We start from the raw sequence: 12,464 nt of genomic DNA, 5'->3' as shown, positions 1-12,464 counted from the left end.
GGAACACAAGATGGATTTCAATGATACGCCAGAAGAAGCAGCGTTCCGAGCAGAGGCGCGCGCCTTTCTCAAAGCCAATCTGCCTGAAAAGAAGCAAGCCGGTGGCCGGGAGCGCGGAGAAGAATTTCTGAAGCGCGCGAAGGCGTGGCAGAAAACCAAAGCGCAAGGCGGCTTTGCCCAGATTACATGGCCGAAAGCCGTGGGCGGTCGCGGTGGCACGCCTATGCAGCAGGTTATCTGGAATCAGGAAGAGTCGTCATTTGCGGCGCCGACGGGGCCATTCCAGATCGGTCTTGGCATGTGCATTCCGACCGTGATCGCATTCGGCTCTGACGAGCATAAAAAGCGCTATGTGCCGAAAGCTCTGATCGGTGAGGAAATCTGGTGTCAGCTCTTCTCTGAGCCGGCGGCAGGCTCGGACGTTGCAGGCCTGAAAACGCGTGCAGTTCGTGATGGGGATGACTGGGTAATCAATGGTCAGAAGGTCTGGACGACCGGCGCACAGTTCTCTGACTATGGCATTCTTCTGACCCGAACGGACCCGAGCGTTCCAAAGCATAAGGGCCTGACAATGTTCATCGTGAACATGAAAGACCCTGGCGTTGAAGTACGCCCGATCCACCAGGCATCCGGTGGACGCGAGTTCAACGAAGTCTATTTCACGGACGTTCGTATTCCGGATTCAGACCGCCTCGGTGAAGTCGGTGCAGGCTGGAAAGTCGCGCTGGTTACGTTGATGAATGAGCGTCTGGCGGTGGGCGGGTCTCCGGGCCCTGACTATGATGAGATCATGAAGTTTGGCACGGAAATGGGGCTGATGTCCGATCAGGCGTTCCGTGAGAAGCTGGCCGACTGGTACATTCAGGCGCAAGGCTACAAACTGACTAAGTTCCGCACCCAGACAGCGCTTTCGCGAGGGGATACGCCGGGGCCGGAGAACTCCATTGGTAAAATCCTCACGGCAAACCAGCTGCAGGATATTTGTAATTCTGGCATTGAGCTGCAGGACCATTACGGCCTGATCAATGACGAGGAACTGGCACCAATGAAGGCGATTTTCCAGTCGAGCTTTATGTGGGCGCCGGGCCTGCGTATTGCGGGTGGTACGGATGAGATTCTGAAGAATATCATCGCCGAACGGGTTCTCGGTCTGCCGCAGGATGTCCGCGTTGATAAGGATATCGCTTTCGATCAGATGAAGTCAGGCTGACCGGCAAAACGAAAAAGAGCGCCTCACGGGCGCTCGTTTCAGATTGTCGGGAAGGCGGAAAGATCAGCCGATCATTTCAACGCCGAAGTCAGACTGATCCTGCCAGACAATGCGGCCCATGCCCTTAATGGACAAATCTGGCACGCGCAGTTGAATGATTTCAGGCAGCGTCTCGTAAGACTGAAAGCGTATACGCAGCCCTGAAGGGCTGTGGTCAACGACAATGCCGCGGACTTTATATCCAGTGTCCGTCGTAATATGCGCCTCTTTGTAGGATCTCACCCGTTCTTCCCGCGGAAGCACTGCGCGCAGTGGTTCTGCTGGCTCACGTGGTGGGAGCGCATCTGCATCGTCTTCTTCGCGTTTTTTATTCTTAAAGAGTCCGAACATTTCCGATCACCCATTTCACCTCTGCCTGAAATTAGCCTAATCAGATTTTGTTTTAGTTACTAAAGACATCAAAATTTTCGCGGGGAGGCGATATCTACAAAATGTCAGTCCAGTTTCAGAATGTGCCGGTAAACGGCGTAAACTACCGCGTAGCCGTAGAAGGCAAGGGCCCTGTGGTGCTTATGGTTCACGGGTTTCCGGAGAGCTGGTATTCATGGCGCCATCAAATCCCCGTGATCGCGCAGGCCGGCTTTAAAGCCGCGGCAGTGGACGTGCTGGGTTATGGCGGTTCAGACAAACCGCATGAGATCGAGCGGTATTCGATGCAAAATCTGGCAAGTGATATGGCCGAAATCGCTAAAGCACTCTCCGATGACGGGCACGCGATCGTGCTGGGCCATGACTGGGGAGCGCCAATCGCGTGGAACTCTGCGTTGTTGCATCCGGATGTGTTCAAAGCGGTGGGCGCTCTCTCAGTGCCTTACTCGCCGCCTGGTGAGCGTATGTTCCTCGATGTTATGGATGATGTTTTCACCAAAAGAGGACTGTTTTTCTACCAGATTTACTTTCAGAAAGAGGGCGTTGCAGAAGCCGAGCTGGAGCGTGACCCGCGCGATACGATCCGTCGTTTCTATTATGCTATCTCCGGTGATGCGCCTGAAGGGACCTGGCCTAAAGACAAACCAAACACGATGGGAGTTCTGGATCGTCTGCCAGACCCTGATCCGTTCCCCGCATGGCTCTCAGAAGAAGATCTCGACTATTATGAGGCCGAATTCAAAGCCTCAGGCTTTCGTGGGCCGCTCAATCGGTACCGGAACCATCCGCGCGACCACGCCTATTTAAGCTCCAGAGACGACCTGAAAATCCATCAGCCAGCTCTGTTCATCGGCGGCGATAAAGATCTGGTTCTTAAAATGGTGCCGGGACTGGATGTCGTGGAGCGCATGCGCAAATACGTTCCAAACCTGCAGACGGGCGTCGTGCTGGAAGGCGTGGGCCACTGGACGCAGCAGGAACGCCCTGAAGCGGTGAATGATCTTCTGACCGACTGGTTGAAGAAGCAGGCGTGACGATCTGGTCTTATTGGCTGCTCGTCAGAATGCTTTGGCGAGCAGCAGACCACATAAGACAATGCCGGCGATATAGGTCAGAAGCGCTCCGATAAACCGAAGCGGGTTAGGCTTTTCAAGCGTTTGGCACGTCAGCATGCCGGCAGCATGTGTGAAACGCGCCAGTACGAGCGCAACAACAAGACTGGTCGCAAAAATCCCCAGGTCGCGCCCCTGATACACAAATCCCATTGTGATGAAGAGACCGATGATCAGCGGAACATACTCAGATGCGTTGGCGTGCGCGCGAACCGCTTTCATCAAAGGACTGGTAGGATCAGTTCCCGGCGAAATGCTCGTCTTCGTCTTGTTACGCTGCAGAGATACGTTGAAGCCAAGCAGCAGGACCAGAAGCGCCAATAGGGCGACCGCGACAATCAGCAAAGTATGCATTTCTTCCCCCTAATTCTTTCAAATGCGGCGGTGATCTTCATCTCACTGCGTTGGAGATGCAATCGAAACTTTGCGTAAGGTGAAGGCTTGCTCGCGCTGTGATCTGCTTTAGTGTTAGCTCACTCTAAAATCTAAAAATATAACCGCCGGGGAGACACAAGATGATTGGAATTATTGCGCATTTGCCGATTAAAGAAGGCAAGCAGGCTGACTTCGAGGCTATGGCGAAGGACCTGATGGAAAAGGTGCGCGCGAACGAGCCGGGCTGCCTGATGTACACGCTTTACAAGCAGCAAGGTTCTGAGACCGAATATTACTTCATGGAGCAGTACACGGATGCGGACGCACTCGCAGCGCACGGTAAGACCGACTATTTCCGCGCGGCTCAGCCTGTTTTCGGTGAGTGCCTGGCTGGCCGCCCGACGATCACACGCATGGACGAAGTGAGCTAATAGGCGAATGCCTGCGTTTTGTGATAAACTCGGGCGATAAAACGATAAAATAGTCCAAGGGAGAATGAAGCATGGCTGATGGACATGATAGCGAGATGAGACCTCGCGCGACGTTCAAGTCCTTCGTGGACAGTACGCGTGACGACTGGATGATCATTGGTCGCGAGACCGCTGAGTTCAATAAAGGTCTGGCTGACCGCGTGCTCGATCACCTTCGTATTCTGCGCGGCGATTACGGTGGATTTCCGATCGATCGTCTGGAGCATTCGCTTCAAACTGCGACGCGTGCCCATCGTGACGGACGTGATGAAGAGTATGTTGTCTGTGCGCTGCTACACGATATCGGCGATACGCTCGGCAGCTATAACCACCCGGATATAGCTGCAGCAATTCTTAAGCCGTTCGTCAGCGAGCAGAACCACTGGATGGTCGCCAACCACGGTGTGTTTCAAGGCTATTACTTTTTCGAGCATCTTGGTCTGAACAAGAATATGCGTGAGCAGTATCAGGGGCACCCCTGGTATGAATATACCGCGCAGTTCTGCCATCTCTACGATCAGGCGGCGTTCGATCCGGACTATGAGAGTGAGACGCTGGAATTTTTCGAACCCATGGTGCACCGCGTGTTCGAGAAGCCAAAGCAGTCGATCTATAAAAAAGATAAATGATAAAAAAAAAGGGCCGGTCAGATGACCGGCCTTTTGATTTGAATTTAAGAGCTGCGCTGGCGACGCGGACGACCACCGCCTGACGTGTTCTGACCGCCGCCTTGATTGTTGCCATTGCGAGCACGGTTCTGGCGCGGCTGCCCACCGGAAGATGAGTTGCCACCACCGGATTTGCCGCCGCGAGGCGGACGACCGCCACGGCTCTTATCGCGGCGCTGGCCGCCTTCGCCGTCAGCTTTTTGCTTAAACTCGGCTTTGCGACGGTCACGTGGTGATGTCGACATTTCAGCCGGTGCATCTTTCAGGTCCTGAGTGAAACCATCCGGAAGCGGTAATGTGCTGAGCGTGACGTTTGTGAGGCGCTCGATTGCGCGGTGCAGGTGACGTTCCTGATCGCAGATCAGCGATACAGCCTCGCCAGACCGGCCTGCGCGTGCTGTACGACCAATGCGGTGGACGTACTGTTCCGGCACTTCTGGTAGATCGAAATTGAAGACGTGGCTGACTTCAGGAATGTCGATGCCGCGGGCGGCGACGTCTGTTGCTACCAGGATGAGGCACTGGCCTTCCCGGAACGCGTTGAGCGCTTTCTGGCGCTGGTTCTGTGTTTTATTGCCGTGAATGGCAACCGCGTCGAGATTAGCCTTGTCCAGCTGGCCTACCAGACGATTTGCGCCGTGTTTGGTGCGCGTGAAGACAATTGAGCGCTGCACTTCGCGGTCTTTCAGAAGACGTGCGAGCAGGACAGCCTTGTCCTTCTGTTTCACGAAGTAGGCAGACTGGTTTACGCGTTCTGCGGTCGATGAGACGGGTGCAACGGAAACTTTCTTCGGGTTGCGGAGAAAATCCTGCGCCAGCTTTTCGATCTCTGTTGGCATCGTCGCAGAGAAGAGCAGTGTCTGGCGGTCCCGAGGCAGAGCTCGCGCAATACGTTTGAGTGCATGGATAAAGCCCATGTCCAGCATCTGGTCGGCTTCATCAAGGATGAGGTGCGTGACATGATTTAGCGTGACAGCCTTTTGCTGCATCAGATCTTCAAGACGACCCGGTGTTGCAATCAGAATGTCGGTGCCTTTTTCCAGCTGACGGATCTGTTTGTTGATCGGAACGCCGCCAAGCACGTGAACCGAGCGCAGGCCAAGCAGTTTGCCATATTCGCGTACGCTGTCCGCAATCTGAACCGCAAGTTCGCGTGTTGGCGCGAGGATCAGGCCGCGGGTGCTTTTTGGCGGGCGTTGGCCTTCTTTTTGCGAAGCGTTCAGCATGTGAAGCAGCGGCAGAGTGAATGCCGCAGTCTTGCCGGTACCGGTCTGCGCAATGCCCAGAAGGTCGTGACCTTCCAGAAGCATCGGAATGGCCTGAGCCTGAATAGGTGTAGGTGTTGTATAGCCGAGGTCGTCCAGCGTCTTGGTGAGCGGGGCTGCGAGACCGAAGTCGATAAATTGTGTCATGTAAACTTTCAGAAAGGAGTCCGTCCGCCAGCGCAGAAACTGCGGGCGAAAAGATTAGTCATTTTTGGACGGCCTGCGTGAATCCAGGGCGTGGAGCTCGAATTGCCTTTGAAGAAAAAACCCAAAGACGGCTCAAGGCCATCGGCGCTTCACGCAGTTCTCTCTTTCAGTGCTGCAAAATGCAGGATGCCGCAGCCTATACGTTGCGCTGCAGCAAAAGTCAAAGAGTATTGCATTTGGAGTTTTGCAGGGGAGGGCGAGCCTCCCCGGCAGAGTAAAGGGGCTTAGCCCTTCTGAGCTTCCTGGATCATGCGGATAAAGTGGCCTGTGTGGCCGGATCCGTTGTCGAAAGCCTGAAGTACTGAATCGTCAGCGATCTCGTCCCACTTCGCGGCAACGGCTTCCGCCGTAAGCGCATCACCCGTACCAACGAACGCGCCTTTGGTTTCGCGGATTTGTGCGATCGAGAAGCCACCAGCCGCACAAGACAGGATCGTGCCAGTTGGCGCATCTTCCTTGACGAGGTTCATGACGCCAGGCGTCACATACTCCGGCTTGAGTGCTTCGAGCAGTGCAGGCGGCATCAGGTTTTCGGTCATCGCCGTCGCCGCGACAGGGCAGACCGCGTTCACCTTGATGTTATATTTCGCGCCTTCCTGCTTCAGCGTATTCATCAGACCAACAAGGCCGAGCTTCGCCGCGCCATAGTTTGCCTGACCGAAATTGCCGTAAAGGCCGGTAGAGGAGGTCGTCACGACGAGGCGGCCATATTGCTGCCCTTTCATGATGTCCCACGCCGCCATGAATGGTTTCACGGTACCCATCAGGTGGACGTCGAGAATGATATCGAAGTCGCCAACGGTGAGCTTCGCGAAGGATTTGTCGCGCAGAATGCCTGCATTTGCGATGATGATGTCGATGCGACCGAACTCCGACATTGTGTCGTCGATCATTTTTTTGACGCCCGCATCGTCTGCAACGGAAGACCCGTTGGCGATAGCCGTGCCGCCCATTGCGCGGATCTCTTCAACGACAGCTTTTGCGCCGTCTGATGTGCCCTGTGAGCCATCCATTGCCGGGCCCAGATCGTTGACGACGACATTCGCGCCGCGACGTGCAAGTTCAAGTGCGTGACAACGGCCAAGACCGCCGCCTGCGCCGGTTACGATTGCCGTTTTTCCATCAAAACGAATTTCTGACATCTCAATTTCCCTCTGAACGCTTTTTCTTTGGCCCGCGCGGGGCAGGGCATCACTGGCTAGGGACCACTGCTTCGGGCAGGGGTCAAGACGGACGTAACGTCATGCTCGCGGCATAAAAGGCGATTGCGGCAGCGTTGGAGGCGTTGAGGCTCTCCATCGTCCGCTCGATAGGAATGCTGGCAATCTGGTCACAGGATTTTGCCACACCCGGTCGAAGCCCTGACCCTTCCGCACCGATGACGATTGCAAGCTTTTCAGCACCGTTCACAGCGTCAGCAATATCCGAATCGCCTCCACCATCCAGACCGACCACGTGGAAGCCACCCTCTTTGAGCGAATCGATGGCGCGAGAAATATTCACGGCGCGAATTTCTTTTACGGTTTCAATAGCGCCGGCCGCCGTTTTCGCGGCAACGCCGGTAATTGGTGGCACATTCTTCGTCTGAAGAATCGCTGCGGTGAAACCGAATGCGGCTGCGGACCGGAAGATTGCCCCGATATTATGCGGGTCTGTCAGCTGGTCGAATACGACGATACGGCGGTGGTCGAGCGCATCTTCTACTGAAAGATCTGGCAGGGGCGCAAAAAGTGCTGCGATACCCTGATGCACTGAATCCCGAGGTAGAATCTGGTCGATGTCCTTGGGCAGCATCTCTTCCGGCGTTGCTTTTAGAGTTTTGATTTCATTTAATTTAGTAGCCGCATTCTTGGTCACGCAGAGGCGCTGGCAAACCCTATCCGGGTTGTTGAGCGCAGCCATGACAGCGTGGGTTCCCCACAGCCAAACAGGGGCGTTTGGGTCATGTTTTTCATGTTTTGTGACATTCTTGCGATTTCGGCGGTTGCCTACGGAATTCTTCATGACTATAAGGCCGCTTCCGATCCATTTTGAAGAGCGATTTTGCTCCTCTGTGGACCGGCAATTCACCGTCGTCAAACTGATTGGTTGAGCAGGCGGAGGGGTGGCCGAGTGGTTAAAGGCAGCAGACTGTAAATCTGCCCGCATAGCGTACGCTGGTTCGAATCCAGCCCCCTCCACCATTTGCGACGGTAAAATTGATCCGGGGGATCAATTTTCCACGCAAATCGTGTTTTTTTTTGGCTCTCGTGTCGCTTCGCTCACATAGAGCGCGCTCAAGGCTGTTCATTCTCTCATTGGAAGCTAGGTCACGCGGTGCGCAGGTTCCCGTGAAGACGGGAACCCATGCTTAAATCTGGCTACGTTTTGAGTTGATCAATCTAAGCCTGGATACCCACCTTCGTGGGCATCTGCGGAGTTGACGGATTTTCGCTCATCCCCGCGCAGGCAGGGATCTGGTGCGACATGGCTGGTCCAGTTTCCCGCCTTCGTGGGAAGAAGCTGGTCCCACGAGCAACGCGAAGGCGAGCAAAAAAGTACATACACTTCTATCGCCGCAAGGAATTCCCTGCCGCGTTCTTGCTTTTGATTGCTCGGTGCTGTGTCAGCTTACGCTCTCGCACCGTTCGTCGGGGAATTAACTCACTGGATTAATTCCATATCCTCCGAACCCAGCGCGGTCGCTTGTGATTCACACGAATGAATGGCGTTTAAGATTTAATGGTTCTCGAATGCACGTTGGCGCTACGGGATACCGACAGGCGGTGGCCACGGCTCTTGCAGTGTCGCGATGTGAGGAGAAGCAGGGACTGCCGGTTCCGTCTGCTCATCGAACACGGGGGATGTGCGTTCCGCAGGCTCAAGATACGCCAGCGCGCAGACGATGACACGGGCCAGATGGCTCGCCAGTATTTCGGCGCGTTCAAAGTTCTCGATAGTCGTCTGAAGCCGGTCAGACAGCTCGGCCATTGAATTGAGGTCACAGCCCTGAGCGGGTTCTGTGTGAACCTCTGCTTCATGAGAGCCAACACGACAGCCCTGAGCGCGCTCTATGCGTGCCGAAGGGGCGCGAGAGCAAACAAGACTATCAGCCCGTTGCCAGACGGGCGTACGCATGGCGTTTGCAGCATAGGCGAAACCGGCCCTCTCCAGCTGGTTCGAAGCCAGCATGCGCACATAAGCATGTACCATAGCGTCGGTTGAGATCACCATCTGCGTGAGGTCACGCGGCGCGCGTGTTTCACGTGAGGCCTGAAGCCGCATGCACCAGGCATAAAGCCGCGCAAGGTTCAGCCCGATCAGCTGACCAATGGTCAGCGATGTATAATCAGGGGCAGATGATGGCGCGGGGATCATGCGCCAAGTTTAGGGTGGTGAGTGGTGCGGTGGGATAAGTTTTCTGGTGCGCTTCGTCCCTCAGTACACCCTACCCAGTGCGAGGCATTGGATTATTCAAGCTCTTTGAGTCTCTTTTTGAGAAGTTGTAACCAACTGTGCTCAGAATATTGTTCTTGGGCAATCTCAATCTGATGTTCCAAACATTTTCTCTGACACGAGCGCACATCATGGCCATGCAGCTTAACGTAATGTTTTTCTGTAGCTTTTTGCCATCCTTGGTTGTCCGACCCCAGAGCAAACGTCTGGTACTCGTAGCATTCTCCTTCGCGAATAAAAAGATGATCTACCAAAGGGCACTGGACCACCATCTGCGCAGATGCGCTTTTATTCAAAGTCTCGAGAGAAACAATCTTCGATTTGTCAATCTGCTGGGTCGAATAGATAGGAGGCACAACTAACATTTCTAATTCTCAAAAATGATACCAAGGAATAATGGAAAGCAGGTCTCCGTTCCGAGGTAGGGTGCATTAAGCGAAGCGAATGCACCAGAAAAAATGCCTTTGGACGATGTACGGCTATGGGGCTGGTGACGAGCACGTTTGTTTACTTGATTGAATACATCCGAGAGTTTCTGCGTTTGCGCCACCTCAACGAACAACCTAGGCTTGTTCGCAACTCCAAACATTTCTACATAAAATCAGCGTCTTCCATGGCCGGACACGAAAGTTCTGGCGCATGAGCACGGTTTTGCTTCATCTTGTGTCTCACGTCCCGATATCCAATCTGAAGACCTGATAACGAGGAAAACAGGCATGAGCCGACGACGCGACAAGAAGACAACTCATCTGGAAGTCAGGATTTCTCCTGCAACCAAAGATGCCTTCATGCGGGAGTGTGAGCGCAATGGCACGACGGCCAGTGACGCGGTTCGCACTTTTGTCGACGCTTATCTTGCTCGTTCACGGTCTGAGAAACTCAAACAGATTGTGAAGGATATCACGATGAAACTGATCAAAAATCCGGTGAAGGCGACCGTGAGCGCAAGCAGTGTGGGCGCGGGCATTGTTGCGGCGTCGCTAGTGTTTGCGGCGCCTGCCGTCTCTGAAGCGACCTTGCGACCGCTTAACCTGCCAAGCCCGGTTTATCCGGCTGACATGATGGCGGAGGGTTTGAGCGCACGCTGCAATGTGACCTTCAGCGTTACCGAAGCCGGCGTTGTGGAAGCAGATATTCAAGCCAATTGCACGCACCCGGGATTCGCTGAGTCGGCTGTAACGGCGGTTTCTGCGATCCGTTTTGATGTGACTGGCGATGACGGAACCCCGAAGCGCGTCGAGAATGTCGTCTACCCGCTTGTTTATGAGTTGAGGTCCAATCATGAGGGCGCGCCGGAGACGGTGGATATTCACGGCCCTGAATAGGCTTACCGATGGCGGGCGCGCTTTAAGGCAAAATATCTTGCGCCCGCTTCACAGAGTCACTTGACGTTCCCATATGTTTTGGGCAGTAACTGCGCCTCTCAGCGGGTATAGTTCAATGGTAGAACGGCAGCCTTCCAAGCTGCATATGTCGGTTCGATCCCGTCTACCCGCTCCAATCTTCCTGAAAATTCTGAACTTTTTTTGCCGACGCAAGTGTGTTCTGGCTTCTGCTTAAGCAGAGCTGCTGGTTTCGCAATCTGAAGCGTCAGGCTTTGGCTTGCGAAGGTGTTGGCACTTGGCAATGTATTTCTGAACTGCTTAGACAATGACGCGTTTGCCATATGCGCGTAAATTGTCGCGACTGCAGAAGGGGCGTCTTATGGGTTCTATTAAAACAGCAATTCTTCCGGTGGCGGGATTTGGTACGCGGGTTCTGCCGATGACCAAGTCTATTCCTAAGGAAATGCTGCCAATTGTAGACCGTCCGGCGCTGCAGATTGTTGTCGACGAAGCATTTGAAGCTGGCATTGAGCACATTGTCTTCATCACCGGGCGGAATAAAAGCGCTATCGAAGACTATTTCGATTCTGCGTATGAGCTGGAAGACACGCTCGAGAAGAAGAACAAAATCGAGATCAAAGAGCAGCTGGAGAAGCTGCGTATCCCTGCAGGCAAGTCGACCTTCACGCGGCAGCAATTCCCGCTTGGCCTTGGCCACGCCGTCTGGTGTGGCCGCGCTGTAGTGGGCAATGAGCCGTTTGCGGTTCTGCTGCCAGACGTCATCATCAAGGCAGGCAAGGGCTGTCTCGCTCAGATGGTTGAGGCCTATGATAACGTCGGCGGCAATATTATTGCGGTTGATGCGGTGCCTGAAGAAGAGGTTTCTAAATATGGTGTGATCGCGCCGAAATCCCGCGACGGTAAGCTGATCGAAATGAGCGGCATGGTCGAGAAGCCGCCTCGTGAGGATGCACCGTCAAATCTCAAAATTACAGGGCGATATATTCTTCAGCCTGAAATCTTCCATCTACTTGAAGATCAGGGGCCGGGCGCCGGTAACGAGATCCAGCTGACGGACGCCATGGAACGTCTCATGAAGACGCAGCAATTCTATGCCTTTGAGTATGAGGGACAGGATTTCGACTGCGGATCTATTCCGGGGTATTTCGAGGCAGTGTTCGCGCACGCTATGGATCATCCGGAAACAAAAGCGCTCGTCCAGGCGCTTGCGCGCAAGGCGCTTTCCTGAGGCCTGAAAGTTCGGGGCGACAGGGATTTTCCTCATAGAAAAGAGGAGAGTTCGTGTCGTCCCGGTCATCTCACTGAAAAATTCTGCCTGTGAACCGCATTTAACCGCAAATCTGCGTGTTTTCGGTCTTGCTCAATAGGGGCAGTGCCGTGTATGTGGCCGGTTCGACTGGAAACAGAGTCGTAGATCGGGAGGCCCCGGGCGAGTCCGCATCGGAACCGACTGATCCAACGATACAGACTGCAAATTAAGGACTGCGGACATGTCTAAGGCAAAGTTTGAGCGCAATAAGCCTCACGTAAACATTGGCACGATTGGTCACGTTGACCACGGCAAGACGACGCTTACAGCGGCGATCACTATGGTACTTGCGGAAGTAACAGGTGGCGCGAAGCGTTCATACGCTGACATTGACTCCGCGCCGGAAGAAAAAGCGCGTGGTATCACGATCAACACCGCGCACGTTGAGTATGAGACGGCTAACCGTCACTACGCACACGTCGACTGCCCGGGCCACGCTGACTATGTGAAGAACATGATCACGGGTGCGGCTCAGATGGACGGCGCGATCCTGGTTGTGAACGCAGCTGACGGTCCAATGCCACAGACACGTGAGCACATTCTGCTCGCACGTCAGGTTGGTGTACCAGCGCTTGTTGTCTTCATGAACAAAGTTGACCAGGTTGACGACGAAGAGCTTCTCGAGCTCGTAGAAATGG

At 54.3% G+C, this 12,464-nt stretch carries 14 protein-coding genes and 2 tRNA genes; 9 read left to right on the top strand and 7 right to left on the bottom strand.

The genetic code is table 11. The features are described 5' to 3' along the window. Window positions 1–10 precede the first annotated feature (10 nt). Window positions 11–1,210 carry an acyl-CoA dehydrogenase family protein gene (locus tag G523_RS0117030; protein ID WP_022696274.1) on the top strand — a complete coding sequence of 400 codons (1,200 nt, stop codon included), beginning with the start codon at window positions 11–13 and terminating at the stop codon, window positions 1,208–1,210. 63 nt (window positions 1,211–1,273) lie between these two features. On the opposite strand, the gene G523_RS0117025 is transcribed toward G523_RS0117030, so the two are convergent. Then, the gene (locus G523_RS0117025) at window positions 1,274–1,600 is read right to left on the bottom strand and encodes a PilZ domain-containing protein (RefSeq protein ID WP_022696273.1); all 327 of its coding nucleotides are present in this window, start codon (window positions 1,598–1,600) and stop codon (window positions 1,274–1,276) included. A 101-nt stretch (window positions 1,601–1,701) separates the two neighbouring features. Between G523_RS0117025 and G523_RS0117020 the strand changes: the two genes are divergently transcribed. Next, a complete protein-coding gene (locus tag G523_RS0117020; protein ID WP_022696272.1) occupies window positions 1,702–2,673 on the top strand; it encodes an alpha/beta fold hydrolase in 972 nt (323 codons plus the stop codon). A 24-nt stretch (window positions 2,674–2,697) separates the two neighbouring features. Here the strand turns inward: G523_RS0117020 and G523_RS0117015 are convergent, their stop codons facing one another. Beyond that, window positions 2,698–3,105, bottom strand: coding sequence for an MAPEG family protein (locus G523_RS0117015; RefSeq protein WP_022696271.1), 408 nt, complete (start codon window positions 3,103–3,105; stop codon window positions 2,698–2,700). Between the two features lie 161 nt (window positions 3,106–3,266). Between G523_RS0117015 and G523_RS0117010 the strand changes: the two genes are divergently transcribed. Continuing rightward, on the top strand, window positions 3,267–3,557 hold the full coding sequence (locus G523_RS0117010) for a putative quinol monooxygenase (RefSeq protein ID WP_022696270.1): 291 nt from the start codon (window positions 3,267–3,269) through the stop codon (window positions 3,555–3,557). A gap of 71 nt (window positions 3,558–3,628) precedes the next feature. Then, the gene (locus G523_RS0117005; protein ID WP_022696269.1) at window positions 3,629–4,225 is read left to right on the top strand and encodes an HD domain-containing protein; all 597 of its coding nucleotides are present in this window, start codon (window positions 3,629–3,631) and stop codon (window positions 4,223–4,225) included. Window positions 4,226–4,269: 44 nt separating this feature from the next. Here G523_RS0117005 and G523_RS19885 read toward each other — a convergent pair whose 3' ends face one another. The 3 genes from G523_RS19885 to rlmB form a co-directional block, all read right to left on the bottom strand. After that, window positions 4,270–5,676 (bottom strand): DEAD/DEAH box helicase, encoded by a 1,407-nt coding sequence (locus G523_RS19885; RefSeq protein WP_022696268.1) that lies wholly within the window; start codon window positions 5,674–5,676, stop codon window positions 4,270–4,272. Window positions 5,677–5,960: 284 nt separating this feature from the next. Then, window positions 5,961–6,878 (bottom strand): SDR family NAD(P)-dependent oxidoreductase, encoded by a 918-nt coding sequence (locus tag G523_RS0116995; RefSeq protein ID WP_022696267.1) that lies wholly within the window; start codon window positions 6,876–6,878, stop codon window positions 5,961–5,963. Between the two features lie 82 nt (window positions 6,879–6,960). Continuing rightward, window positions 6,961–7,740 (bottom strand): 23S rRNA (guanosine(2251)-2'-O)-methyltransferase RlmB, encoded by a 780-nt coding sequence (rlmB, locus tag G523_RS19880; protein WP_022696266.1) that lies wholly within the window; start codon window positions 7,738–7,740, stop codon window positions 6,961–6,963. Window positions 7,741–7,834: 94 nt separating this feature from the next. Between rlmB and G523_RS0116985 the strand changes: the two genes are divergently transcribed. After that, window positions 7,835–7,919 (top strand) — tRNA-Tyr (locus G523_RS0116985). 562 nt (window positions 7,920–8,481) lie between these two features. Here the strand turns inward: G523_RS0116985 and G523_RS0116980 are convergent. Both G523_RS0116980 and G523_RS21375 read right to left on the bottom strand, forming a co-directional pair. Next, window positions 8,482–9,093: a hypothetical protein gene (locus G523_RS0116980; protein ID WP_022696265.1), complete on the bottom strand. Its 612-nt coding sequence runs from the start codon at window positions 9,091–9,093 to the stop codon at window positions 8,482–8,484. A gap of 92 nt (window positions 9,094–9,185) precedes the next feature. Then, window positions 9,186–9,536 (bottom strand): hypothetical protein, encoded by a 351-nt coding sequence (locus G523_RS21375; RefSeq protein WP_022696264.1) that lies wholly within the window; start codon window positions 9,534–9,536, stop codon window positions 9,186–9,188. Between the two features lie 351 nt (window positions 9,537–9,887). Between G523_RS21375 and G523_RS19875 the strand changes: the two genes are divergently transcribed. The 4 genes from G523_RS19875 to G523_RS19870 all read left to right on the top strand — a co-directional run. Continuing rightward, entirely contained in the window at window positions 9,888–10,496 is a 609-nt protein-coding gene (locus G523_RS19875) for an energy transducer TonB (protein WP_022696263.1), read from the top strand. Window positions 10,497–10,597: 101 nt separating this feature from the next. After that, window positions 10,598–10,671 (top strand) — tRNA-Gly (locus tag G523_RS0116965). Between the two features lie 204 nt (window positions 10,672–10,875). Further along, window positions 10,876–11,745: a UTP--glucose-1-phosphate uridylyltransferase GalU gene (gene galU / locus G523_RS0116960; RefSeq protein ID WP_022696262.1), complete on the top strand. Its 870-nt coding sequence runs from the start codon at window positions 10,876–10,878 to the stop codon at window positions 11,743–11,745. Window positions 11,746–12,007: 262 nt separating this feature from the next. Continuing rightward, the coding region (locus tag G523_RS19870) for a GTP-binding protein (protein WP_022695278.1) at window positions 12,008–12,464 on the top strand (457 nt) is incomplete at its 3' end.

This window comes from Ponticaulis koreensis DSM 19734, from assembly GCF_000420665.1.
GTDB lineage: Bacteria > Pseudomonadota > Alphaproteobacteria > Caulobacterales > Hyphomonadaceae > Ponticaulis > Ponticaulis koreensis.
Note: the sequence above shows the minus strand (reverse complement) of the source record. Positions and strands in the feature narration are given on the sequence as shown.

Coding starts and splice junctions, on each gene's coding strand:
- G523_RS0117030 (WP_022696274.1), top strand. CDS start 11: ATGGATTTCAATGATACGCCAGAAGAAGCAGCGTTCCGAGCAGAGGCG.
- G523_RS0117025 (WP_022696273.1), bottom strand. CDS start 1,600: ATGTTCGGACTCTTTAAGAATAAAAAACGCGAAGAAGACGATGCAGAT.
- G523_RS0117020 (WP_022696272.1), top strand. CDS start 1,702: ATGTCAGTCCAGTTTCAGAATGTGCCGGTAAACGGCGTAAACTACCGC.
- G523_RS0117015 (WP_022696271.1), bottom strand. CDS start 3,105: ATGCATACTTTGCTGATTGTCGCGGTCGCCCTATTGGCGCTTCTGGTC.
- G523_RS0117010 (WP_022696270.1), top strand. CDS start 3,267: ATGATTGGAATTATTGCGCATTTGCCGATTAAAGAAGGCAAGCAGGCT.
- G523_RS0117005 (WP_022696269.1), top strand. CDS start 3,629: ATGGCTGATGGACATGATAGCGAGATGAGACCTCGCGCGACGTTCAAG.
- G523_RS19885 (WP_022696268.1), bottom strand. CDS start 5,676: ATGACACAATTTATCGACTTCGGTCTCGCAGCCCCGCTCACCAAGACG.
- G523_RS0116995 (WP_022696267.1), bottom strand. CDS start 6,878: ATGTCAGAAATTCGTTTTGATGGAAAAACGGCAATCGTAACCGGCGCA.
- rlmB (WP_022696266.1), bottom strand. CDS start 7,740: ATGAAGAATTCCGTAGGCAACCGCCGAAATCGCAAGAATGTCACAAAA.
- G523_RS0116980 (WP_022696265.1), bottom strand. CDS start 9,093: ATGATCCCCGCGCCATCATCTGCCCCTGATTATACATCGCTGACCATT.
- G523_RS21375 (WP_022696264.1), bottom strand. CDS start 9,536: ATGTTAGTTGTGCCTCCTATCTATTCGACCCAGCAGATTGACAAATCG.
- G523_RS19875 (WP_022696263.1), top strand. CDS start 9,888: ATGAGCCGACGACGCGACAAGAAGACAACTCATCTGGAAGTCAGGATT.
- galU (WP_022696262.1), top strand. CDS start 10,876: ATGGGTTCTATTAAAACAGCAATTCTTCCGGTGGCGGGATTTGGTACG.